This is a genomic window from Bradyrhizobium sp. TM233, assembly GCF_036247965.1.
Classification (GTDB): domain Bacteria; phylum Pseudomonadota; class Alphaproteobacteria; order Rhizobiales; family Xanthobacteraceae; genus Bradyrhizobium; species Bradyrhizobium ottawaense.
Genome location: NZ_BTIG01000001.1, coordinates 1126116 through 1150383, shown reverse-complemented (window position 1 = coordinate 1150383; position 24268 = coordinate 1126116). Strand labels below are relative to the sequence as shown.

17 protein-coding genes are annotated in these 24268 nt (G+C 65.0%); 9 read left to right on the top strand and 8 right to left on the bottom strand.

Features of this window, described 5'->3' with window-relative positions:
- Window positions 1-30: 30 nt before the first annotated feature.
- Window positions 31-1584, bottom strand: coding sequence for an acyl-CoA synthetase (locus AABA86_RS05435; protein WP_338306024.1), 1554 nt, complete (start codon window positions 1582-1584; stop codon window positions 31-33).
- A gap of 265 nt (window positions 1585-1849) precedes the next feature.
- Here AABA86_RS05435 and AABA86_RS05430 point away from each other — a divergent pair, with 265 nt between their 5' ends.
- The 7 genes from AABA86_RS05430 (at window position 1850) to AABA86_RS05400 (ending at window position 10634) form a co-directional block, all read left to right on the top strand.
- Window positions 1850-2986, top strand: a complete 1137-nt coding sequence (locus AABA86_RS05430; protein ID WP_338306023.1) for an acyl-CoA dehydrogenase family protein — start codon at window positions 1850-1852, stop codon at window positions 2984-2986.
- A 111-nt stretch (window positions 2987-3097) separates the two neighbouring features.
- Complete coding sequence (locus AABA86_RS05425; RefSeq protein ID WP_338306022.1) at window positions 3098-4261, top strand: acyl-CoA dehydrogenase family protein; 1164 nt, start codon at window positions 3098-3100, stop codon at window positions 4259-4261.
- Complete coding sequence (locus AABA86_RS05420) at window positions 4261-4917, top strand: glutathione S-transferase family protein (protein WP_212243831.1); 657 nt, start codon at window positions 4261-4263, stop codon at window positions 4915-4917. Before AABA86_RS05425 ends, AABA86_RS05420 begins: the two co-directional genes overlap by 1 nt.
- Window positions 4918-5089: 172 nt before the next feature.
- Complete coding sequence (locus AABA86_RS05415; RefSeq protein WP_212243832.1) at window positions 5090-5890, top strand: helix-turn-helix domain-containing protein; 801 nt, start codon at window positions 5090-5092, stop codon at window positions 5888-5890.
- Between the two features lie 198 nt (window positions 5891-6088).
- Window positions 6089-6955, top strand: coding sequence for a 3-keto-5-aminohexanoate cleavage protein (locus AABA86_RS05410; RefSeq protein WP_212243834.1), 867 nt, complete (start codon window positions 6089-6091; stop codon window positions 6953-6955).
- Between the two features lie 89 nt (window positions 6956-7044).
- Window positions 7045-8661, top strand: a complete 1617-nt coding sequence (locus AABA86_RS05405) for an acyl-CoA carboxylase subunit beta (protein ID WP_338306020.1) — start codon at window positions 7045-7047, stop codon at window positions 8659-8661.
- Entirely contained in the window at window positions 8658-10634 is a 1977-nt protein-coding gene (locus AABA86_RS05400) for an acetyl-CoA carboxylase biotin carboxylase subunit (RefSeq protein ID WP_338306019.1), read from the top strand. Before AABA86_RS05405 ends, AABA86_RS05400 begins: the two co-directional genes overlap by 4 nt.
- Before the next feature lie 104 nt (window positions 10635-10738).
- Here the strand turns inward: AABA86_RS05400 and AABA86_RS05395 are convergent, their stop codons facing one another.
- The 7 genes from AABA86_RS05395 to AABA86_RS05365 all read right to left on the bottom strand — a co-directional run bounded on the left by AABA86_RS05395 (window position 10739) and on the right by AABA86_RS05365 (window position 19457).
- Window positions 10739-11734, bottom strand: a complete 996-nt coding sequence (locus AABA86_RS05395) for an ABC transporter ATP-binding protein (protein WP_338306017.1) — start codon at window positions 11732-11734, stop codon at window positions 10739-10741.
- Window positions 11731-12738 carry an ABC transporter ATP-binding protein gene (locus AABA86_RS05390; protein WP_338306015.1) on the bottom strand — a complete coding sequence of 336 codons (1008 nt, stop codon included), beginning with the start codon at window positions 12736-12738 and terminating at the stop codon, window positions 11731-11733. Before AABA86_RS05390 ends, AABA86_RS05395 begins: the two co-directional genes overlap by 4 nt.
- Window positions 12738-13631, bottom strand: coding sequence for an ABC transporter permease (locus AABA86_RS05385; RefSeq protein ID WP_212243843.1), 894 nt, complete (start codon window positions 13629-13631; stop codon window positions 12738-12740). The genes AABA86_RS05390 and AABA86_RS05385 overlap by 1 nt, the downstream gene beginning before the upstream one ends.
- A gap of 9 nt (window positions 13632-13640) precedes the next feature.
- The gene (locus AABA86_RS05380) at window positions 13641-14588 is read right to left on the bottom strand and encodes an ABC transporter permease (protein ID WP_338306012.1); all 948 of its coding nucleotides are present in this window, start codon (window positions 14586-14588) and stop codon (window positions 13641-13643) included.
- 127 nt (window positions 14589-14715) lie between these two features.
- Complete coding sequence (locus AABA86_RS05375; RefSeq protein ID WP_338306011.1) at window positions 14716-16314, bottom strand: ABC transporter substrate-binding protein; 1599 nt, start codon at window positions 16312-16314, stop codon at window positions 14716-14718.
- 420 nt (window positions 16315-16734) lie between these two features.
- On the bottom strand, window positions 16735-18285 hold the full coding sequence (locus AABA86_RS05370; RefSeq protein WP_338306010.1) for an AMP-binding protein: 1551 nt from the start codon (window positions 18283-18285) through the stop codon (window positions 16735-16737).
- Window positions 18286-18302: 17 nt separating this feature from the next.
- Window positions 18303-19457 (bottom strand): iron-containing alcohol dehydrogenase, encoded by a 1155-nt coding sequence (locus AABA86_RS05365; RefSeq protein ID WP_338306008.1) that lies wholly within the window; start codon window positions 19455-19457, stop codon window positions 18303-18305.
- Between the two features lie 361 nt (window positions 19458-19818).
- Here AABA86_RS05365 and AABA86_RS05360 point away from each other — a divergent pair, with 361 nt between their 5' ends.
- Both AABA86_RS05360 and AABA86_RS05355 read left to right on the top strand, forming a co-directional pair.
- Window positions 19819-21036, top strand: a complete 1218-nt coding sequence (locus tag AABA86_RS05360) for an efflux RND transporter periplasmic adaptor subunit (RefSeq protein ID WP_338306007.1) — start codon at window positions 19819-19821, stop codon at window positions 21034-21036.
- The gene (locus tag AABA86_RS05355) at window positions 21033-24203 is read left to right on the top strand and encodes an efflux RND transporter permease subunit (protein ID WP_212243850.1); all 3171 of its coding nucleotides are present in this window, start codon (window positions 21033-21035) and stop codon (window positions 24201-24203) included. The genes AABA86_RS05360 and AABA86_RS05355 overlap by 4 nt, the downstream gene beginning before the upstream one ends.
- Window positions 24204-24268: the final 65 nt, after the last annotated feature.

Below are 24268 nucleotides of genomic sequence, written 5' to 3'. Positions count from 1 at the left end.
AAGAAAAAGCGCCCGCGAGGGGCGCTTGGGTCAGGCGTTGGCGACTTTCCTGTCGACTTCGGAGGCCACCGAGAACTCCTTGCGCAAGGTTGGCTTGTGGATCTTGCCTGTGGCGTTGCGGGGCAGCGCGTCGACGAAGCGGATCTGGCGTGGACATTTGAAGCGCGCCAGATTGGCCGCGCAATGCGCGAAGACGTCGGCCTCGGTCAGCTTTTGGCCCGGCTTGGCCGCGACGATGGCCAGGCCCACTTCGCCCCATTGCGGATCGGGAAGGCCGATCACGGCGGCTTCGGCGACGGCCGCGAGCTGGTGCAGGACGTTCTCGACCTCGGCCGGATAGACGTTCTCGCCGCCCGAGATGTACATGTCCTTCCAGCGGTCGACGATGTAGTAGTAGAAGCCCTCCTCGTCGACGCGCGTCGCGTCACCGGTGTGCAGCCAGCCGTCGGTAAAGGAAGACTTGTTCGCCTCCGGTCTGTTCCAATAGCCCGGTGTGATGTTCGGCCCCTTGACCCAGAGCTCACCGAGTTCACCGACATCTGCATCGCTGCCGTCGGGCCGCACGATGCGCACTTCCGTGTGCAGCACGGGCTTGCCGGCGGAGCCGGCCTTGCGCGCCGCATCCTCGCGGTCGAGCACCAGCACGGCCGGCGAGGTCTCGGTCATGCCGTAACCCTGCTGGAGCGCGACGCCGCGCGCTTCCCAGACTTTCAAGAGCGGTACCGGCATCGGCGCGCCGCCGACACCGCCGACGATCAGCCGGCCGAGATCGGTCGTTGGGAAAGCGGGGTGTTGCGCCATGAACTGGTAGATCGCGGGCACGCCGAAGAACACGTTGATGCCCTGGGCGGGATCGTTGATCAGGCCGAGCGCGGTACCGGGATCGAACGCGCGCATGATCATCACGGTGCCGCCGGCATGCAGCACCGGATTGGTGTAGCAATTCAGCCCGCCGGTGTGGAACAGCGGCAGCACGGTGAGCAGCACCGAGGACGGTCCGATACAGGCGGGACCGCCGAGATTGACGCAATTCCAGAAGGTCATGCCATGGGTAATGGTCGCGCCCTTCGGATGTCCTGTCGTGCCCGACGTGTACATGATGGTCGAGACGTCATCGAGCGTGACCTGCTCGATCGCCTCAAGCGGCTTTGCGCCGGCGATGCCGGCCTCATAGGACCCGCCGGGGCCGAGCAGCAGGCTGGTCGCGATGCCGCACAGCTTTGCGACGGCAAGCGCGGTCTCGGCGAGATCGGTGTCGTGGATCATCACCTTCGGCGCGCAATCGCCGGTGATGAACTGAAGCTCGGGAACGGTGAGCCGGGTGTTCAGCGGCACGAAGATAGCACCGAGGCGGCCGCAGGCGAACTGCACCTCCAGCGTATCGGTCGTGTTCAGCGCCAGCACTGCGACACGGTCGCCGCGTGAGACGTTCAGCGTGTGGCGCAGGAAAGAGGCGAGGCGCGAGACTCGGGCGTCAAGCTGCGCATAGGTGAAGCGGCGCTCGCTCGCGAGGTCGATCACCGCAACCTTGTCAGGCGTGCGGCGGCCATGATGAACGATCCAGTCGTAGTAACGAACGGCCAAGAATTCCTCCCTCGGCGGTCTTGTGCCGCCTGCATCCTTATTGCCGTGCACCATGCCCGGCATGGCCTTGGGCCAGCCGGAGTTGGTGCATCGACGTCTTTTTTTATTTGGAGTTGGCGCGCGAGGGGGCAAAATCGTCTTGCGTTGAGTTGCTAGGCCGGGGCCTGCGCCAGAGTGGTTCGCCGGTCAGCCACTCTGCGCAAGTGGGCCGCCGATGTTCCGGCCATGGTGAGCGAGACGAATCCGTCCGCGAGGCGAGAGTGCGATGAAGAGCCCGTTCTATACCGCCGAGCATGACGCTTTCCGTGAAATGATGCGCCGCTTCGTCGAGAAGGAGATCACCCCGTTTGCCCATGAATGGGACGAGGCCGGCGAATTTCCCCGCGCGCTCTATCGCCAGGCGGCCGAGATCGGCCTGTTGGGGCTCGGATTTCCCGAGGAATATGGCGGGATCGCCGCCGACCAGTTCATGAAGATCGTGGCCAGCCAGGAGCTGGCGCGAGCGGGTGCCGGTGGCGTCAGCGCCAGCTTGATGAGCCATACCATCGGCTCGCCGCCAATCGCACGGGCGGCGCGGCCGGAGGTGAAGGCACGCGTGCTGCCGCAGGTGCTGTCAGGCGACAAGATCTCCGCGCTCGCGATCACCGAGCCGGGCGGCGGCTCCGATGTCGCGAACCTCGCCACAAGGGCGCGACGCGACGGCGATCACTACGTCGTGACCGGCGAGAAGACCTTCATCACCTCAGGGATGCGCGCCGATTATCTGACCGTTGCGGTGCGCACGGGCGGCGAGGGCGCCGGCGGCGTCAGCCTGCTCCTGATCGAGGGCGACACGCCCGGCCTGTCGCGCACCAAGCTGAAGAAGATGGGCTGGTGGGCCTCCGACACCGCGACGCTGCATTTCGACGACTGCCGCGTGCCGGCCGAAAATCTGATCGGCGAGGAAGGCCAGGGCTTCAAGATCATCATGCAGAATTTCAACAGCGAGCGCATGGGCATGGCGGCCGGCTGCACCGCCTTCGCCCGGGTTTGCCTCGACGAGGCCGTCGCCTACGCCAGGGAGCGCAAGACTTTCGGCAAGCCGCTCGCGCAGCATCAGGTCATCAGGCACAAGATCGTCGACATGGCGCAGAAAGTCGCGGCCTCACAGGCGATGCTGGAGATGCTGGCCTGGCGCCTGGAGCAGGGCGAAAGCCCGGTCGCGGAAATCTGCATGATGAAGAACCAGGCGACGCAGACCATGGCCTTCTGCGCCTCGGAGGCCGTGCAGATCTTCGGCGGCGCCGGCTTCATGCGCGGTATCAAGGCCGAGCGCATCTACCGCGAGGTCAAGGTCAACGCCATCGGCGGCGGCACCGAGGAGATCATGAAGGATCTGGCGTCGCGGCAGATGGGGCTGTGACAACCGTCGTCCCGGGGCGCGCAGAGCGCGAACCCGGGACCCAGAGATGAGTCCTAATACATCGAGATTCCGGGTTCGCGCTTTGCGCGCCCCGGAATGACAGGAAACAAAATGCTATTCACCGCCGACCACGACGACATCCGCCGTTCCCTGCAAAAGTTCATCGCCAATGAGATCAACCCTCATGTCGATGACTGGGAGAAGGCCGACATCTTCCCGGCGCACGAGCTGTTCAAGAAGATGGGCAGCCTCGGCTTCCTCGGCCTGAACAAGCCCGTGGAGTTCGGCGGCTCCGGCCTCGACTACTCCTATGCGCTGATGATGGCCGAGGAGCTCGGCGCCATCACTTGCGGCGGCGTGCCGATGGCGATCGGGGTGCAGACCGACATGGCGACGCCGGCGCTGGCGCGGTTCGGCTCCGACGAGGTGCGGCGCGAGTTTCTGGCGCCCTCGATCTCAGGCGATTTCGTCGCCTGCATCGGCGTCTCCGAGCCCGGCGCAGGCTCCGACGTTGCCTCGATCAAGACCCAGGCGCGCTCCGACGGCGACGATTACGTCATCACTGGCGGCAAGATGTGGATCACCAACGGCACCCAGGCCGACTGGATCTGCCTGCTCGCCAACACCGGCGATGGACCCGTTCACCGCAACAAGTCGCTGATCTGCGTGCCCATGAAGGCCAAGGGTGTCACTGTCGCCCGCAAGCTGGACAAGATGGGCATGCGCTCGTCCGACACCGCACAGATCTTCTTCGACAATGTCCGCGTGCCCAAGCGCAACCGGATCGGCGAGGAGGGCAAGGGCTTCACCTACCAGATGATCCAGTTCCAGGAGGAGCGGCTGTGGGGCGCGGCGGCCTGCCTGAAGGCGCATGAATACATCATCGATCAGACCATCGAATATACCCGCAACCGCAAGGCCTTTGGCCAGAGCATCCTCGACAACCAGGTCGTGCACTTCAAGCTGGCGGAGATGCAGACCGAGGTCGAGCTGCTGCGCGCGCTGATCTATCGTGCGGGCGAGGCGCTGGTCGCCGGCGACGACGTGACGAAGCTTGCGACCATGGCCAAGCTCAAGGCTGGCCGGCTCGGCCGCGAGCTCACCGACGCCTGCTTGCAATATTGGGGCGGAATGGGCTTTACCAACGAGACGCCGGTCAGCCGCGCCTATCGCGACAGCCGCCTGACCTCGATCGGAGGCGGTGCCGACGAGGTCATGCTGATGGTCCTGTGCAAGATGATGGGCACGCTGCCCGGCAGCAAAGGAAGCTCTTGATGATCACGCTCTATCATTGCGACGCCGCGCGCTCGTTTCGCCCGCTCTGGATGCTCGAAGAGATGGGGCTGCCGTACGAGTTGAAGATGCTGCCGTTTCCGCCGCGCGTCTTCGCCAAGGAATATCTCGCGCTCAATCCGCTCGGCACGATCCCCTTCATGGTCGACGGCGAGACGAAGATGACCGAATCCTCCGGCATCTGCCACTATCTCGGCATCAAGCACGGTCCGACGCCGCTGATGGTCGGACCGGACGATCCCGCCTATGGCGCGTTCCTGAACTGGATGTATTTCAGCGACGCCACGTTAACCTTTCCGCAGACGCTGGTGCTCCGATACACCCAGCTCGAGCCGGAAGAGCGCCGCAATCCGCAGGTCGCCGGCGACTATGCGAAATGGTTCCTAGGGAGACTGCGCGCCGTCGAGGCAGCGACCGCCAATGCCGAAACCTTGTGCGCGGGCCGCTTCACCGCGGCTGACATTGTCATCGGTTATGCGCTTCGGCTGGCCGACAATATCGGGCTAGCCAAGGATTTCGGGCCAAATGTCGCAGCATATTGGGCGCGCCTGCAGCAGCGCGACGGTTTCAAGCGCGCAGTTGCTGCGGAACAGAAGGCTGGCGCAGAGCAGAATGTTGCACCGCGCGTGAGAGCGTGAACCTCCGCAGGTCAGGACTATAAGCCTCACCATGGTTCCGGACTGACACAGCGCCGTCCTGGGATGCCAACGCTTTGCGCCATGACAGCGCTATCCCGTCGTGACAGCGCCCAAATTTCCGCTAAGGTGACCCCGTCCGCAGCGGCCAGAGAGCCGCGCGAGGAGGACCCCAATGGAAGATATAGGTCGCGAATCCGACCATCTGATGCTGATCACGCCGGAGCGGGTATTCTATGCTGGCCTGCTCGGCCGCCCTCGCAAGCGGACCCCCGGCTGCTGCCATATCTACGTCGCGGTGAAAGGCAGCCTGCATCTGACGATCGACGACGTCCACACGTCGGACGAATTGATCGTGACCCTGCCGAACCAGCGGCACACCATCGCCAGCGACTATCGCACCGTGATCAGCGTGACGCTTGAACCGGAAAGCATGCCGGATGGCGTGATCGAGGCCTTGGCCGAGCGGCTGCGCGGGCCCGACAAGGCCGCCTATGCCCGCAAGATCCTCGCCGCCTACGCGCTGCTGCGCCAGCGTCGTTATGGCGACATCACCACCGCCGAGTTCGACGAGATGTGCTTCGGCGAGGCGCTCGCCCGCCGCGTGCTCGATCCGCGTGTGACCCGGGCGGTCGCCCGCATCGGGCGGTTCTCCGGCGAGCCGGTGACGGCCGACACCTGCGCGGCGGAAGCAGGGCTCTCGGCCTCGCGCTTCCTGCATCTGTTCAAGGAGGAGACCGGCATCTCGTTCCGCTCCTTCCGCGCCTGGAAGCGCGCGCGGCATCTGCTGCACTTCGCCAATCAGGACCTCAACCTCGCCCATCTCGCGCAGGATATCGGCTATCCCGATTCCACGCATTTCAGCCATTCGATCCGACGCTTCTACGGATTGAAGCCGCGCGCGATCTTCGTTGGCTCGCGCGACCTTGCGATTTATCGCAGCACCGAGACGGTGCGATTGGCGGAGGCGAGTTAGCTCCGCTGCCGTAGGGTGGGCAAAACGGAGCGTGCCCACCATCTTCGCCAACTATCGAGACGTGGTGGGCACGGCGCAAGGCGCCTTTGCCCACCCTACGAAAGCTCGTCCTTCTTCAGCTTCTCCGCGCAAGAAGCCGCATGCCACCCATCACATGATCGCAAGCGTTGAATTCTCAACGTGCGAGACATTTTTGGCATGAGCGACAAGGCCGTCATCACCTGCGCGCTGAACGGCGTGCTCACCGACCCGAAGCAGCACAACGTGCCCGTGACGCCCGAGCAGATGGCGCGCGAGGCAAAGGCTGCGTTCGATGCCGGCGCGTCCGTCATGCACATCCACCTGCGCCAGCAGGCGCCCGGCAAGGGACATCTGCCGTCTTGGGAGGTCGCCGTCAGCAGGGAGATCCAGCAGGCGATCCGCGAAGCCTGTCCCGGCGTGATCATCAACCACACCTCGGGGGTGTCGGGGCCGAACTACTCCGGCGCGCTCGACTGCATCCGTGAGACCAGGCCGGAGATCGCCGCCTGCAACGCCGGCTCGCTGAATTACCTGAAGGTGAAGGCCGACAATACCTGGGCCTGGCCGCCGATGATGTTCGACAACGCGGTCGAGAAGGTGAAGGACTATCTCGACGTCATGAACGCGGTCGGTACCATCCCCGAGTTCGAATGCTTCGACGTCGGCATCGTCCGCTGCGTCGGCATGTACACCCAGGTCGGCATGTACAAGGGACCGCTCGAGTATAATTTTGTGATGGGCGTCGCTTCGGGAATGCCTTCGGACCCGGAGCTGCTGCCGATCCTGATCAAGCTGAAACGTCCCGAGGCGCATTTTCAAGTCACCGCGATCGGCCGCGAGGAGATCTGGCCGCTGCACCAGCGCTGCGCCGAGCTCGGCGGCCACCTGCGCACCGGTCTCGAAGACACCTTCTATCTCGCCGACGGCAAGAAGGTGACGTCGAACGGCCAGCTGATCGAGGCCATCGCCGCCTGCGCAAGGCGTGCGGGCCGCGAGATCGCGTCTCCGGCCGAAGCGCGGAAGATCTTTGGGACGAACAGGTAATTGTCGTTCCGGGGCGCGCATGGCGCGAACCCGGAACCTCGAGATTCCGGGTTCGATGCTGCGCATCGCCCCGGAATGACGGAGTAAACGTGTCCATTCTCGAAAACACAATCTCCCCCGGCAGCGCCGCCTACCACGCCAACCGCGACGGCATGCTCGGCTTGATCGACCGCATGCGCGCGCTGGAAGAGCGCACGCGCGCGGCATCGGCGGCGGCGAAGGACCGCTTCCACAAGCGCGGGCAGCTGCTGCCGCGCGAACGCGTCGCGCTGGTGCTCGATCCCGGCGCGCCCTTCATCGAGCTGTCGACGCTCGCCGGCTACATGTTCGATGTGCCGGATGCGGCCAAGAGCGTGCCCGGTGGCGGCGTCATCGCCGGCATCGGCTTCGTCTCGGGCATCCGCTGCATGGTCAGCGCCAATGACGCCGGCATCGACGCCGGCGCGCTGCAGCCTTACGGCCTCGACAAGACGCTGCGGGTGCAGGAGCTCGCGCTGGAGAACAAGCTGCCTTACGTGCAACTCGTCGAAAGCGCAGGCGCCAACCTGTTGCGCTACCGCGTCGAGGATTTTGTCCGCGGCGGTAACATCTTTCGCAATCTCGCGCGGCTCTCGGCGGCGGGCCTGCCCGTGGTCACCGTGACGCACGGCTCCTCGACCGCCGGCGGCGCCTATCAGACCGGCCTGTCCGATTACATCGTCATGGTGCGCGGCCGTACCCGCGCCTTCCTCGCCGGGCCGCCGCTGCTGAAGGCCGCGACCGGCGAGATCGCGACCGAGGAAGAGCTCGGCGGTGCCGAGATGCACACGCAGGTGTCTGGCCTCGGCGACTATCTCGCCGAGGACGATCGCGACGCGTTGCGTATCGCGCGCGAGATCATGGCGGCGCTGCAATGGGAACGCCCGGGCAGGACAGCGTCGGAATTCAAGCCGCCGCGCTACGACCAGGACGAACTGCTCGGTATCATGCCGATGGACCATAAGCGCTCCGTCGACATGAAGCAGGTGATCGCACGCATCGTCGACGATTCCGATTTCACCGAGATGGCGCCGAATTACGGTCCGGCCACCGTCTGCGGCCACGCCCGCATCGAAGGACAGGCGATCGGCATCATCACCAACAACGGGCCGCTCGATCCCGCCGGCGCCAACAAGGCGACGCATTTCATCCAGGCCTGCTGTCAGACCCGCACGCCGATCCTCTATCTCAACAACACCACCGGCTACATGGTCGGCAAAGCCTACGAAGAAGCCGGCATGATCAAGCACGGCTCGAAGATGATCCAGGCGGTGACTTCGGCGACGGTGCCGCAGATCACGGTCTATTGCGGCGCCTCGTTCGGCGCCGGCAATTACGGCATGTGCGGCCGCGGCTTCCATCCGCGTTTCTGCTTCTCCTGGCCGAACGCGAAGACCGCCGTGATGGGAGGCGAGCAGGCGGCTGAAACCATGGCTATTGTGACGGAGGCCGCCGCCGCGAGGCGCGGCAAGCCGGTCGAAAAGGAAAAACTCGATGCCATGAAGGCGCAGATCGTCGGTGTGTTCGACGGCCAGATGGACGTGTTCTCGACCAGCGCCCGCGTGCTCGACGACGGCGTGATCGACCCGCGCGACACCCGCGCGGTCCTCTCCGAAGTGCTCGCGATCTGCCGCGAGGGTGACGCACGGACGCCCCAGCGCATGCAGTTTTCGGTGGCCCGCCCATGAGGAACGGATCAGTGCAGCACCGGCCGTTCTTCAGGGTCCTGGTCGCCAATCGGGGTGAGATCGCGCTTCGCGTGATGCGCAGCGCGCGACAGCTGGGCCTCGGCGTCGTCGCGGTCTATTCGGACGCGGATCGCGACGCGCTCCACGTGCAACAGGCTGACCAGGCCGTGCGCATCGGCGAAGCCCTGCCCGCGCAATCCTATCTCAACATCCCCGCAATCATCGCCGCGGCGAAAGCGAGCGGCGCAGATGCCGTTCATCCCGGCTATGGTTTCCTCGCCGAGAACGAGGATTTTGCGCAAGCCTGCAAGGATGCCGGCCTGATCTTCATCGGTCCCTCGCCGCAGGCGATCGAGGCGATGGGCAACAAGGCCGGCGCCAAGGAGATCATGAAGAAGGCCGGCGTGCCCGTCGTGCCCGGCTATCAAGGCGCCGATCAGGGTGACGAAGTCATGCTGGCGGAGGCCGGCAAGATCGGCTTTCCCGTGATGATCAAGGCGGTCGCCGGCGGCGGCGGTCGTGGCATGCGGCTCGTGATCGACGCCGCCTCGTTCCCTGATGCCCTGCGCAGCGCGCGGTCGGAGGCGAAGGCGGCGTTCGGCGATCCCACCGTCATCCTCGAGCGCGCGATCCAGAACCCGCGCCACATCGAGATTCAGGTGTTCGGCGACAGCCACGGCAACGCCATCCATCTCGGCGAGCGCGACTGCTCGGTGCAGCGACGCCACCAGAAGCTGATCGAGGAGGCGCCGTCGCCCGCGGTGACGCCGGAGCTGCGCGCGAAAATGGGCGAGGTCGCGGTATCAGCGGTGAAGGCGCTGCGTTACGAGGGCGCCGGCACGCTGGAATTCCTGCTCGATGCGAGCGGCGCGTTCTACTTCATGGAGATGAACACGCGTCTCCAGGTCGAGCATCCCGTGACGGAGGCGATCACCGGACTCGATCTGGTCGAGCTGCAGCTGCGCGTCGCGCGCGGCGAGCCGTTGCCGGTGAAGCAGCAGGACATCAACTTCTCCGGCCATGCCATCGAGGTGCGGCTCTGCTCGGAGGATGCCGGGCACGACTTCATGCCGCAGTCGGGCCGCATGGCGCGCTGGCAGGTGCCTGATGGCATCCGCGTCGAGCACGCGTTGCAATCGGGCTCGGAGATCCCGCCGTTCTACGATTCCATGATCGCCAAGGTGATCAGCCATGGCGCCACGCGCGAGGAGGCGAGGGGGCGGCTGGTCGTCGGCCTGGAGCAGCTCACGGCTTTCGGCGTGACCACCAATCAGGCGTTCCTGATGTCGTGCCTGCGCCATCCCGGCTTTGCCAAGGGCGAGGCGACGACGGCCTTCATCGGCACGCATCGCGACGAGCTATTGGCGCCGCGTGCGAACGCGGCATTCGACATGACGCTCGCGGGCCTGCTGCTCTATGTCACCAACCCGCGCACACCGTCATGGCAGGGCGGGCGGAGCCTCGCCGCCACCTTTCCGTTGCCAGCGAAAATCGAGATCGCCGGTCAGACATACGAACTCGAAGTCACGCGCGAGCGCGACGGCAGCTACATCGTCGCCACCGACGGCCGGCAAGACAAGTTCGAGATCGACCAACTCGACGCCGATGCCGTCCGCTTCCGCCACGATGGTGTGATGGACAGCGCAAAGTTCCTGCGCGACGGTGACCGGCTCTACCTCCAGCACCGCGGCATCCCGCTCGCGGTCACCGATCTCACCCTCGCCGCGCCGAAGGCCGCCGCAAGTAACGGCGGCGACGGCAAGGTGCGCGCCGCCATGAACGGGCGTGTCGTCGCCGTGCTGGTCAAGCCGGGTGACCGTGTCAAAGCCGGCCAACCCGTGATGACACTGGAAGCGATGAAGATGGAGCACGTCCATAAAGCCGGCATCGACGGTGTGGTGGCCGCGATCGATGTTGCCGAGGGCGAGCAGGTGACGACGGGGCGGATCGTCGCGGAGATCGGGGCAGGTTAGCGCAACGAACGCGATATCGCAGGGCGGGCAAAGGCGCAAAGCGCCGTGCCCACCATCGATGTCAAATGTGGAGAGGCGTGGTCGGCACGCTCCGCTTACCCACCCTACGAAAGCGTGTTGCTCCGCCCCGTCCCCTCATTGAGCAGACACGCGACCTGATGCCCGTTGCCCGCATCCAGCAGTGCGGGCCGCTCAACCCCGCATCGCTCCATCGCATATCGGCAGCGGGTGTGAAACGCGCATCCGGGCGGCGGATTGACCGGGCTCGGCACATCCCCGTCGACCAGCGGCGCGAGCTTCTTCGCCAGCGGGTTGGCAACCGGCACCGAGGCGAGCAGCGCTTGCGTGTAGGGATGCCTGGGATTGCGAAACAGCTCGTCCTTGCCTGCGATCTCGACGATGCGGCCGAGATACATCACGGCGACGCGATGGCTGATATGAGCGACCACGGCGAGGTCGTGGGCGATGAAGAGATAGGAGAAGCCGTGCTGGCGTTGCAGGTCGATCAGGAGGTTGATGACCTGCGCCTGGATCGAGACATCGAGCGCCGAGACCGGCTCGTCGCAGACGATCAGCCGCGGCTCCAGCGCGAGCGCCCGCGCAATGCAGATGCGCTGACGCTGGCCGCCGGAGAATTGATGCGGGAAATTGCGCATCTGGTCAGGGCGCAGGCCAACCTGTTCGAAAAGCTTCGCGACCCGGGCCTCCAGCTCCTTGCCGCTGGCGAGCCCGTGCACCATAAGCGGCTCGCCGACGATGTCGCCGGCCGTCATGCGCGGATTGAGCGAGGCAAACGGGTCCTGGAACACGATCTGCATCGAGCGCCGGTGCGGCCGCAGCTCCGCCTTGGACAGATGGGTAATGTCCTCGCCGTCGAGCCGGATCTGGCCCGAGGTCGGCTCGACCAGCCGCAGCACGCTGCGTGCCACCGTCGACTTGCCGCAGCCGGATTCACCGACGAGGCCGAGGGTCTCGCCGGTGCCAACCGAGAACGAGACACCGTCGACCGCATGCACGGTGCCGACCTGCCGCCGCAGCACGCCGGCGCGCACCGGGTAATGCTTCTTGAGGTCGGTGACCTCGAGCAGTGCCTCGCTCATGCCACCTCCGCGACTTCTGCCGCGCGCCAGCAGGCGGCGAGATGGCCGCCGCCCCAATCCTCCAGCGGCGGATATTCGGCCTCGCAGCGCTTGATCGCGAGCTTGCAGCGCGGCGCGAAGGCGCACCCCTTCGGCAGCCGCACCAGCGACGGCACGGTGCCGGGAATTTCGTTCAGCCGCGCCTGTGCCGGGACGCCGGCGGCCGGCACCGCCGGGATCGAGGCCATCAGCCCGCGCGTATAGGGATGCTTTGGCGCGGCGAACAGCGCCTCGACACTGGCCTCCTCGACCTTGCGGCCCGCATACATCACGATCACGCGCTGCGCGGTCTGCGCGACGACGCCGAGATCGTGCGTGATCAGCACGAGCCCGGTGCCGAGCTCCGTCTGAAGGTCGAGGATCAGCGCCAGGATCTGCGCCTGAATGGTGACGTCGAGCGCGGTGGTCGGCTCGTCCGCGATCAGCAGCGCCGGCCGGCAGGCCAGCGCCATCGCGATCATCGCGCGCTGGCGCATGCCGCCGGAGAGTTGATGCGGATACTCTCTCGCGCGTCGCGCCGGTTCGGGAATGCGGACCAGGCGCAGCATCTCGACGGCGATATTCCGGGCCTCCTTGGCCGGGATGTTCCGGTGTAGCCGCACCGCCTCGACGATCTGGTCGCCGATCCGCATCACCGGATTGAGCGAGGTCATCGGCTCCTGGAAGATCATGGAGATGCGGTTGCCCCTGACGGCGCGCATCTGCGTTTCATCCAGTGTCAGCAGGTCGGTGCCCTCGAGCGAGACGGAGCCGCCGACGATGCGGCCGGGCGGATCGGGCACGAGCCGCATCAGCGACAGCGCGGTGACGCTCTTGCCGCAGCCGGATTCGCCGACGATCGCCAGCGTCTCGCCGCGCTTCACGGTAAAGGAGAGGTCGTCGACGGCTTTGAACAGACCGGAATTGGTGAAGAACACCGTTTTCAGGTTCTTCACTTCGAGCACGAGATCGGATTTTTGTGCCATCAGCCGCGCTGCCGGGGATCGAGGATGTCGCGCAGGGCGTCGCCGAACAGGTTGGCGCCGAACACGGCGAGGCTGATCGCAATGCCCGGGAAGATCACCAGCCACGGCGCGGTGCGGACATACTCGGCGGCGGACTCGGAGAGCATGCGGCCCCAAGACGGATAAGGCTCGGGAATGCCGAGGCCGAGGAAGGAGAGGGAAGCTTCCGTCAGGATGGTCGAGCCGAGCTGCGCGGTCGCGAGCACGATCAGCGGCGCCAGCGTGTTCGGCAGCACGTGGCGGAGCGCGATGCGCACTTCGCTCATGCCGATCGACTTGGCGGCTTCGATAAAGGGGAGTTCGCGCAGTGCCAGCGTGTTGGCGCGGATGACACGCGCGACCGTCGGGATCAGCGGAATGGCAATCGCAATGATCACGTTCGGCAGCGACGGGCCGAGTGCCGCCGTCATCACCAGCGCCAGCACCAGCAGCGGCAGCGCCTGGAGGACGTCGGAGACGCGCTGGAACACGAGATCGACCCAGCCGGAGAGATAGCCGGAGGTCAGCCCGACGATGACGCCGATCGTGCCCCCGAGCGCGGTCGAGCCGATCCCGACCGCAAGCGAGATCCGCGCGCCGTGGATGATGCGGCTGAACACGTCGCGGCCGAAGGAGTCCGTTCCCATCCAGTGCGCCAGGCTCGGGCGGGCCAGAGCGCGGGCCGAATCGATCGACAGGGGATCATAGCGCGCGATGAAATCGGCGAAGATGGCCGTGAACACGAACACGGTCATGATGACGAGGCCAGCCGCGCCCAGCACATGCCGCTGTGCCAGAAACAGCACGCGCCGCCAGCCTCCCGTCGCGTACGCGCCGGCCCGCCGCAGTTCGAGATCATAGTCAATCGCAGCCAAGCTGATCTCCTAATCCGTGTACCTGATGCGCGGATCGAACACGGCATAGAGCATGTCGACGATAAAATTCGCGCTCACCACCACGACGGCGATCAGCATCACGAGGTTCTGCACGATCGGATAGTCGCGCCAGCGGATCGCCTCGACCAGGAAGCGGGCGACGCCGGGGATGTTGAACACCGTCTCGGTGACGATCAGGCCGCCGATCAGGAACGCCGCCTCGATGCCGATCACGGTGATGACTGGCAGGATCGCGTTCTTCAGCGCGTGCTGATAGTTCACTGCGGCATCGGAGGCGCCCTTGGCGCGGGCGGTGCGGATGTAGTCCTGCCGCAGCACCTCCAGCATCGAGGATCGGGTGATGCGCATGGTCAGCGCCGCGCTGCGGAAGCCGACGGCGGCAGCGGGCACGGCATAGGTTGCGAACGCCTCGAGCCAGGTCTGCGGATTCGGATTGAAGATCGGCATCTGGCCGAACATCGCCACCGACGCGGTGAGGATGAGCAGGCCGAGCCAGAACGAGGGCAGCGACAAGCCGCTCAAGCTGACGACACGCAACGCGTAATCCAGCCGTGTGCCTTGCTTCACGGCGCTGATGACGCCGAGCGGAATGCCGATCGAGGTCGAGAACAACAGCGCGAGGCCGGCGAGCCGCGCCGTGATCGGGATCCGCGGCAATATCTCCTGCAGCGCGGGCTTCTCGGAGACGTAGGAATAACCAAAATCGCCGCGCAGAAAACCGCTGATCCAATGCCAATATTGCACGATCAGCGGCTGGTCGATGCCGAGCTCCTTCTCCAGGTTGGCCTTGTCGGCGGGATCGACATAGCCGGCCGCGGCGAACAGGATGTCGACGATATTGCCGGGCACGATGCGCAGCAGCAGGAAGATGACGATCGAGATCCCGAACAGGGTCACGAGCATCAGGAACAGGCGTTGCACCAGATAGGCAAACATCCTTCGCCCTCCGCGAGCCGCTAGAGCATGATCCGGACCCGAAGGGCCGCGCTAGCGCAAAGTGCGCAGCGGTTTTCCGACAAGATCATGCTCAAGACCAAAATCCCAAAGGCTTCAGCTTGCCGCGCTACTTGTCGAGCCACGCGTCCTCGTAGCGAAAGCCGTTATAGGAGCTGTTCGACATGATCGTGATGTCCTTGACATAGGGCTGCCAGCACGTGCCGGCCCGTGCATGGAAGATGATCGGGCGGGCGACGTCCTCCTGCAGCTTCTTGTCGATATCCCAGACCAGCGGCTTGCGCTTGCTGGTGTCGGTCTCCTGCGATTGCACGTCGAACAGCTTCTCGATCTCCTTGTTGCAGTAATTGGTGTAGTTCCGCTCCGAGCCGCAGGAATAGTTTTCGTAGAAGGACTGGTCGGGATCGTCGACGGAATTGCCGGTCAGGTTGAGGCCGAGCATGTAGTCCTTGCGCGCGACTTTCGGGAACCAGTTCGCGGTTTCGACGACGTCGAGCTCGCCGTCGATATAGATGCTCTTGAGCTGGTCGATCAGGATCACGGCGGGGTCGCGATATTCCGCGAGATTGCGTGTCGAGACCTTCACCGCGAGGTGCTTGTCGGGGCCGTAGCCCGCCTTCTGCATCAGCTTCTTCGCGTCTTCCCGGTTCGCGTTCACGTCGCGGCCATAGCCGGGAATGGTCTCGAGCCTGTCCTTTGGCATGCCCCAGACGCCTTGAGGCAGTGGCAGCATGGTGCCGCCGATATCGGCCTGGCCTTCGAACAGGATATCGACGAACGCCTTGCGGTCGAGCGCAAGCGCCACCGCCCGGCGAATATCGAGGTTGTCGAACGGCGCCGAGGTCGAATTGACGATGATGTTGGTCGAAACGTTGGTCGGCTCGACGACGCAAGTCGCGTTCGGCGCCTGAGACTTGATATCCTTCAGGAGCGGGATCGTGATGTGCGTGGGGAAGGTCATGTCGAACTTGCCGGCGACGAAGGCGAGGATCGCGGTCGAGCGGTTCGTGATGATCGTGTACTCGATGCCGTCGAGATAGGGCAGGCCCTTCTTCCAATAGTCCGGATTTCGCGTCAGCTTGATCGATTCATTGGCCTTGAACTCGACGAACTTGAACGGTCCGGTTCCGACCGGATGAGTGCGCATGTCCGCGGGCGAGACGTGGCAGGGATAGATCGGCGTATAGCCGGAGGCGAGCATCGCCAGCAGCGAGGGTTGCGGCCGCTTCAGGTCGAAGGAGACCTCGAAATCGCCGCTCGTCGTGATCTCGTTGACTTCATTGTACCAGGCCTTGCGCGGATTCTGCCGAAGCTTCTGCTGCGATTTGCCCATCAGGAGATCGAAGGTGCATTTGACGTCGGCCGATGTGAACGGCTTGCCGTCATGCCATTTGACGCCCTGGCGCAGCTTGAACGTCAGCTTCTTGTTGTCGTTGCCCCAGGACCAGCTTTCGGCGAGCTCCGGCCGCAGGGTGTCAGGGCTGTTCTGCGCGATGTGCTGGTCGTAAATGACGAGGTTATTGAAGACGCCCATGAACGGCACGTTGACCGAATAGGTCGCGCCTTCGAGGATGGACGCGTTGGCCGGGCTGTCGCGGTGATACATCCGCAGGACACCGCCCTGCTTGGGTTCGCCGGCGAGCGTGGTGGTTGAGGCCGTCAGCACAGATAGCGCCGCCATCGCGGCGAGCGCCCACACGCTCCGCATGCTCATCCTCCCTGGACACTAGTCTTTTGGGCCTTTTGCGGCCTGTTTGTGCTGACGATAGCACGCAAGTCGAGGGAGGCAACCCGTAAGGCCACAGGCCGCCTCGACAATTCGGATGACGCAAGGCCGCAGGGCTTTCATCGTCTCACAATGTGAGAGTGCAGTGCGAAGAGATGGTTCCTGCGGTGATGTTGCGCGATGCAGAATCAACAAACTCACTGTCGTCCCGGACAAGCGAAGCGCAGCTCCGGGACCCATAGCCACAGGGAGACGTTTGGCGAAGACTCGGGGTGACCTGCTCGCGCGACGACTCTTCCCTGGGGTTATGGGTCCCGGGTTCGCGACTTCGTCGTGCCCCGGGACGACACCTTTCCTCTGGTCACGTCTCGCGCATGATGCCCCACGAGCGGACAGACGCCCTCACACGATCCGCGACACCTTGTTCCCCCAATACCGGTCCCGCAGCAGGCGCTTGTACAGCTTCCCCGTCGGCAGCCGCGGCAATTCCTTCTCGAAGTCGACCGAGCGCGGCACCTTCTGCCGCGATAGCGATTTTGCGCAGAAGGCGATCAGCTCTTCGGCGAGCGCCTCGTCCGGCGCGATGCCCGGCATCGGCTGCACCACCGCCTTCACCTCCTCGCCGAGATCGGGATTGGGCACGCCGAACACTGCGGCATCGGCGACCTTCGGATGGGTGATCAGGAGATTCTCGCATTCCTGCGGATAGATGTTCACCCCGCCGGAGATGATCATGAAGGTCGCCCGGTCGGTCAGATACAGGTATCGGTCGGCATCGACATAGCCGACATCGCCGACCGTGCTCATGCTGCCGTCCGCCGAGCGTGCCTCCCTGGTCTTCTCCGGATCGTTGAAATATTCGAACGGCGAGGCGGTCTTGAACCAGACCTGGCCGGGCGTGCCGGTCGGGCATTCCCGCATGTTCTCGTCGAGGATGTGAAGGTCGCCGAGCAGCACCTTGCCGACGGTGCCGCGGTGGGCGAGCCATTCCTCGCTGTTGCAGGCGGTGAAGCCGAGGCCTTCGGTGGCGCCGTAATATTCGTGGATGATGGGTCCCCACCATTTGATGATGTCGTCCTTGACCAAAGCGGGGCAGGGCGCAGCGGCATGGATCGCGATCTCCAGCGAGGACAGGTCGTAGCGCTTGCGCACCTCCGGCGGCAACTTCAGCATCCGCGAGAACATGGTCGGCACCAGCTGGGTGTGGGTGATGCCCCAGTGCTGAACCAGCTCGAGGTAACGCTCGGGATCGAAACTCTCCATGATGATCACGGTGCCGCCCATGCGGATCGTGAGGTTCACCGCGGCCTGCGGCGCCGAATGATAGAGCGGAGCCGGCGAGAGGTAGACCATGCCTTCGCGGTAGTGCCAGAGCTTGGTCAGAAAATCGAACAGCGGCAGATTGTGCCTCGGCGGCTCCTCCGGCAGCGGCCGCAAAATGCCTTTCGGCCGTCCCGTCGTGCCGGACGAATAGAGCATGGCGGTGCCTAGCCATTCGTCCGCGATCGGTGTCGCCGCCATATCCGCGGTTACGTCGGCAAGGCCGACGATGCGCTCGCTCTCGCCAGGGCCGTCGGCGACGATGCAGAGCTTGATCTCGGGGCAGGCCTTTATCGCCTCGCGGGCGATGTCGAGCTTCGCCATCGACGTGATCAGGATTTTCGACTGGCTGTTGACGAGCAGATAGGCGAGCTCGCCCGGCGTCAGGAAGGAGTTGATGCAGGTGTAGTACAGCCCGGAGCGTTCGCCGGCGCCGCAGGCCTCCAGATAGCGCGAATTGTTCTCCATGAAGATCGAATAATGGTCGAGCCGCCTCAAGCCGTGCTTGCGGAACAGATGGGCCAGACGGTTGCTGCGCGCATCGAGCTCGCGATAGGTGACGGCCTCGCCTGTGGCCGCCATGATGAAGGCGGGCTGCAGCGGGCGTAGGCGGGCATGCTGACCTGGGTACATCTATCCTCCGGCTTGGATCAGGCGGCGAGGAGCAGGATTTCGCGCACGTCGGCGGGCCCCTCGATCTTGCGCGGATTGCGCGGAATCCAGTTCGTGCGCATTGCCTGCTCGGCGATATCATCGAAATGCTCCGGCGAGACGCGCACATCCGCGAGGCTGCGCGGCATGCCGAGCGAGCGGATGAAGGCATCGAGCACATCGGCAGCGGCGTGGCCGAGATAGCCCATGGCAGCGGCGACGATCATCTGTCGCTCCGCATTGTCGCGCGCGTTCCAGCGCATCACCGCCGGCAGCATGATGCAGGAGGTGTAACCGTGCGGCACGTCGAAGGCTGCGCCGAGCACGTAGCCGATGCCGTGGCTCGCGCCCATCGGCACGCCCGCCGCGAGCGCGCCCATCGACAGCCAGGTGCCGATCTGCGCGTCCATCCGCGCGTCGAGATCGGCGGGATCGGCTTTCACCCGCGGCAGCGCGTCGGCGAGCATGGCGAGGCCCTTGACCGATTGCGCATCGGCGTAAGGATGCGTCTCGCGCGAGCAGATCGCCTCGACGCAATGGTCGATGGCGCGGATGCCGGTCGACAGGAACAGCCATTCCGGGGTGTGGACGGTGATCGCGGGATCGAGGATGGTCGCGCGCGGCACCGCGAGCGGATGCCGCAGCATCTGCTTCACATGCGCAGTTCGGTCGGTGACGCCCGCGATCGCGCTGAACTCGCCGCCGGCAATCGTGGTCGGCACGCTGACCTGACGGACCGTCGGCGCATTCATCTCCGGCGCGACGCCCTTGTGGACGCGGATGCGCTCGATGCCGTCGACATCGGTGATGCCGTTGGCGAGGCAAAGCTGCACCGCCTTGGCGCCGTCGGTGATCGAGCCGCCGCCGATGGTGACGATCAGGTCGGCGCTCGCTTCGCGCGCCGCGTGGGTGGCTGCGATCACCGCCTCGCGCGGCGTATGCGCCGGCATGGCGTCGAACAGGCCGGCGCAGCGGGAGCCCAAAGCCTGCTTGATCTTCTCGATTTCGTCGGTCTGCCGGTTCAGCGTGCCCGAAACCATCAGGAAGGCGCGGCGCGTTCCCAGCCGGTCCATCTGCGCGACGATGGCCTCAGTTGCAGGATGGCCGAACACGACCTCCTCTATCGCGCCGAAAACGACACGTCCCTGGTGCACGCCTGTCCTCCCCGGACAATTCGTCTTGTTCTTGTGGGAGCAATCTAGCCCAGCCCATCGCGCCCGTCATGTGTGAAGGCGCTGGCGCTTCTTACCTCCCCCTCCAGGGAGGGTGAGCAGAACGCTCGCATCGCATCTCCCCAATTCATGAGCACGGCGAATAACGCCATTCGCAATCCGCCCACTAATCACCTTGCGCCAAGCCCGCTATCTGGCTGTCAACCCGCCATCCGGCCAGGGCGTCCGTCCGAGCGTTGCACACCCTGCGGTCTTGAAGAGTTCATCATTGAAACCCATCTTGTGTCCCCCGCGGGTAGGCGAGTACCCTGCTGTTTCTGCGGCTTTTAGGCGAGGACCTGAGATGAGCGGACCGGACGGAAGCGAGCAGTTTGTCAAAAAGCACGATTTCGTTCTGGCTCGACTGGGCGCAATCGCCGCGTTTGTCGGCGCGACATTCGCGCTCACCGGTTGCGGGCAGCCTGCCTCGCAAGGCGCTGCCCCGCCGCCCGCGCCCGTGACGGTCGCCCAGCCGGTCAAGCGCACCGTCACCGATTGGGACGAGTTCACCGGCCGCTTCGAAGCGGTGGAGGAGGTGCAGGTGCGCCCGCGCGTCGGCGGCTTCGTCAACTCGGTCGAATTCCAGGACGGCGCCATCGTGCATCAGGGCGATCTGCTTTACGTGATCGACCCGCGTCCGTTCGAGGCGGTGGCCACGCAGGCCGAGGGACAGCTGTCGGATGCCCGCGCCAAGGTGGAGCTGGCCAAGCGCGAGCTCGACCGCGGCCTCAGCCTGGTGCAGACCAGCGCGGTCTCCGAGCAGGTCGTGGACCAACGCCGTCAGGCCCTGCAAGCTGCGCATGCCGCGGAGGTGCAGGCTGAAGGCGCGCTGAAAGCCGCCAGACTGAACATCGAGTTCACGCATGTGACGGCACCGTTGACCGGCCGCGTCAGCCGCCATTTCGTCAGCCCCGGCAATCTCGTGCAGGGCAGCGACAATGGCTCTTCGACCCTCCTGACCTCGATCGTCACGCTCGACCCGATCTACGTCTATTTCGACATGGATGAGGCGACCTTCATCAAATACAGCAAGCTGTGGTTCGAAGGGCGGCGCCCGAGCTCGCGCGACACGGCGAATCCGGTGCAGGTGACGCTGGCCGGCGAAACCAAGCCGTCGCATGAAGGCACCATCAACTTCCTCGACAACCGGCTCGACGTTTCGACCGGCACGTTGCGCAGCCGCGCCGTGGTCAAGAACACCGATCTGTCGATCCTGCCCGGCCAGTTCAGTCGCGTCCGGCTGATCGGCAGCGCGCCCTATGAGGCCCTGTTGGTTCCGGACGTCGCTGTTGCGACCGACCAATCCCGCAAGATCGTGTTCGTGGTGAAGCCGGACGACACCGTCGAGGCGCGCCCCGTGGTGCTCGGGCCGCTGGATGACGGCCTGCGCGTGATCCGCGAAGGATTGAAGGCCGAGGACCGCGTCATCGTCAACGGCATCCAGCGTGCCCGTGTCGGCGCCAAGGTTGCCCCGCAGACTGCGCCAGCGCCGGCCGGTGGCAAGCCCGGTGACAAGTCATGAATCTCGGTCGTCTCTCCATCAACCAGCCCATCCTGGCGATGGTGCTGTCGATCGTGCTCCTGATCGTCGGTGCGCTCGCCTACACCACGTTGCCGGTGTCCGAATATCCGCAAGTGGTGCCGCCAACCGTCGTCGTCACCACGCAATATCCCGGCGCCTCCGCGCAGACCGTGTCCGACACGGTCGCGGCTCCCATCGAGCAGGAGATCAACGGCGTCGAGGACATGCTATATCTCTACAGCCAGGCGACCTCGAACGGCCAGCTCACCATCACCGTCACCTTCAAGCTCGGCACCGATCTCGACAAGGCCCAGGTGCTGGTGCAGAACCGCGTCGCGATCGCGCAGCCGCGGCTGCCCGAGGAGGTCCAGCGCAACGGCGTCACCACCCGCAAGAACTCGCCCGACATCCTGATGGTCGTGTTCATGCTGTCGCCGGACGACACCTTCGACCAGCTCTACATCTCCAACTACGCGCTGCTCCAGGTCCGCGACCAGCTGCTGCGCCTCGACGGCGTCGGCGACATCCAGATTTTTGGCGCACGCGATTATTCGATGAGGTTGTGGCTTGATCCTGATCGGATTGCCAATCTCGGCCTGACCTCTGCGGAGGTGCTGGCCGCGATCCGTGCCCAGAACGTGCAGATCGCGGGCGGCCAGATCGCCGAGCCGCCGATTGCCGATCGCGCCTTCCAGCCGAACCTCACTTTCACGGGCCGCCTGAAGGACCAGAAGCAGTTCGAGGACATCCTGATCAAGGCCGGCTCCGACGGCCGAACGGTGCGTCTGCGTGACGTCGCCCGCATCGAGCTCGGTGCGCTCGCTTATTCCACCAACAGCTTCCTGCTGCGCAAATCCGCGGTCGCCATGCTGGTGACGCAGCGGCCCGGCTCGAACGCGCTGGCGACCGCCAAGAACATCTCCGATACGATGACGAGGCTCAAACAGAGCTTCCCGAAGGGGCTTGATTACAACATCGGCTACAACCCGACCGAGTTCATCGCGCAGTCCGTCCACGAGCTGATCAAGACCATCTACGAAGCCATGCTGCTCGTGGTCATCGTCGTGCTGGTGTTCCTGCAGGGCTGGCGGCCCGCGATCATTCCGATCATCGCGATCCCGGTGTCGCTGGTCGGCACCTTCGCGGTGATGGCGGCGCTCGGCTTCTCCATCAACAACCTCACTTTGTTCGGCCTCGTCCTCGCGGTCGGCATCGTGGTCGACGACGCCATCGTTGTGGTCGAGAATGTCGAGCGACATCTCGAGCACGGCATGAGCCGGCGCGACGCGGCGCTGAAGACCATGGAGGAGGTCGGCGGCGCACTGGTCTCGATTGCGCTGGTGCTCTGCGCGGTGTTCGTCCCGACCGCCTTCCTTGGCGGCATCTCCGGGCAGTTCTTCCAGCAATTCGCCGTCACCATTGCGGTTGCGACCGCGATTTCCTGCTTCTGCTCGCTGACGCTGTCCCCGGCGCTGGCCTCGCAGATCCTGGTGCCGCACGAGGAGAAGCGTCCGCCCGCGAGCTGGAATGTCATCGCGCGCGGCTGGAATGCCTTCACCGGTGTATTCAATCGCGTGTTCGACCGTCTCGCGCACGGCTATGCCGGCCTCGCCAATTTCGTGATCCGGCATTCGGTGGTGATGATCCTGATCTACGTCGTGCTGATCGGCAGCGCCGGCTGGCTGATCGTGACCACGCCGCAGGGTTTCATCCCCGCGCAGGATCGCGGCTACGTCATCATATCCGTGCAATTGCCGGGCGCGGCCTCGCTGGCGCGCACAACGGAGGTCGTGCGCGAGATCGAACGCATCTCGCTGGATACGCCGGGCATCATCCGCGTCGCCGCGTTTGCCGGCTTCTCCGGCGCCACCCGCACGCAGGCCGGCAACGCGGCCGCGTTGTTTCCGGTGTTCGACGAGCCCGAGGCGCGGATGAAGAAGGGATTGTCTGCGAACGCCATCACGGTCGAGCTGCGCAAGCGTCTGGCTGCGATCCAGGGCGCCTTCATCATCGTGATTCCGCCGCCGGCCGTGCCCGGCATCGGCACCGGCGGCGGCTTCACCATCCGCATCCAGGACCGCCAGGGCCGCGGGCCCGAAATGCTCGCCGCGGCCACCGACGAGCTCGTCGCAGCAGCGCGCAAATCGTCCTTGCTGCTGGCCCCCTCGGTGTTCTCGCCGTTCTCAGCCAACACGCCGCAGCTCTTCGTCGACATCGACCGCACCAAGGCGCAGAAGCTCGGCGTTCCCATCTCCAATATCAACGACACGATCCAGAGCTATTTCGGATCGACCTATGTCAACGACTTCAACCTGTTCGGCCGCACCTATCACGTCACCGCGCAGGCCGACTTCCCGTTCCGGAAAGAGCCCAGCGACCTCGCACGCCTGCGCACGCGCAACGCCACCGGCGACATGGTGATGCTCGGCAGCGTGGTGGAGTTCAGGGATGTCTCGGGTCCCGACCGCGTCGCGCGCTACAATCTCTATGCCGCGTCCGAGCTCCAGGGCGAGCCGGCGCCGGGTACCAGCTCGACCACGGCGCTCAACACCATCAAGAAGCTGGCGGACGACACCTTGCCGAGCGGCTTCACCTTCGAATGGACCGATCTGTCCTATCAGCAGGTCACCGGCGGCAATGCCGGCCTCTACGTGTTTCCGATCTGCGTGCTGTTCGTCTACCTCGTGCTCGCGGCGCAATATGGCAGCTGGACCCTGCCGTTCGCGGTGATCCTGATCGTGCCGATGTGCCTGCTCGCGGCCACCATCGGCGTGCGCATCATGGGCCAGGACGTCAACATCCTCACCCAGATCGGCTTCGTCGTGCTGGTGGGACTGGCGGCCAAGAACGCGATCCTGATCGTCGAGTTCGCGCGCGACATCGAGAACGAGGGCAAGCCGCGGCTGGAAGCCGTCATCGAGGCCTGCCGGCTGCGCCTGCGGCCGATCCTGATGACGTCCTTCGCCTTCATCCTCGGCGTCTTGCCATTGGTGATATCGAGCGGCTCCGGCTCGGAGATGCGGCAGGCGGTCGGCGTCGCCGTCTTCTTCGGCATGATCGGCGTCACTTTGTTCGGCCTTCTGTTCACGCCGATCTTCTACGTGGTGGTGCGGAACCTGGCGGAAGGGCGGAATGAGGGGAAGAAGCCGGAGGTGGTGGCTCCTTAAGTGCAAGTGGTGGCCACGATCGTGCTACACGCTCCGCCGTCGTCCCCGCGAACGCGGGGACCCAT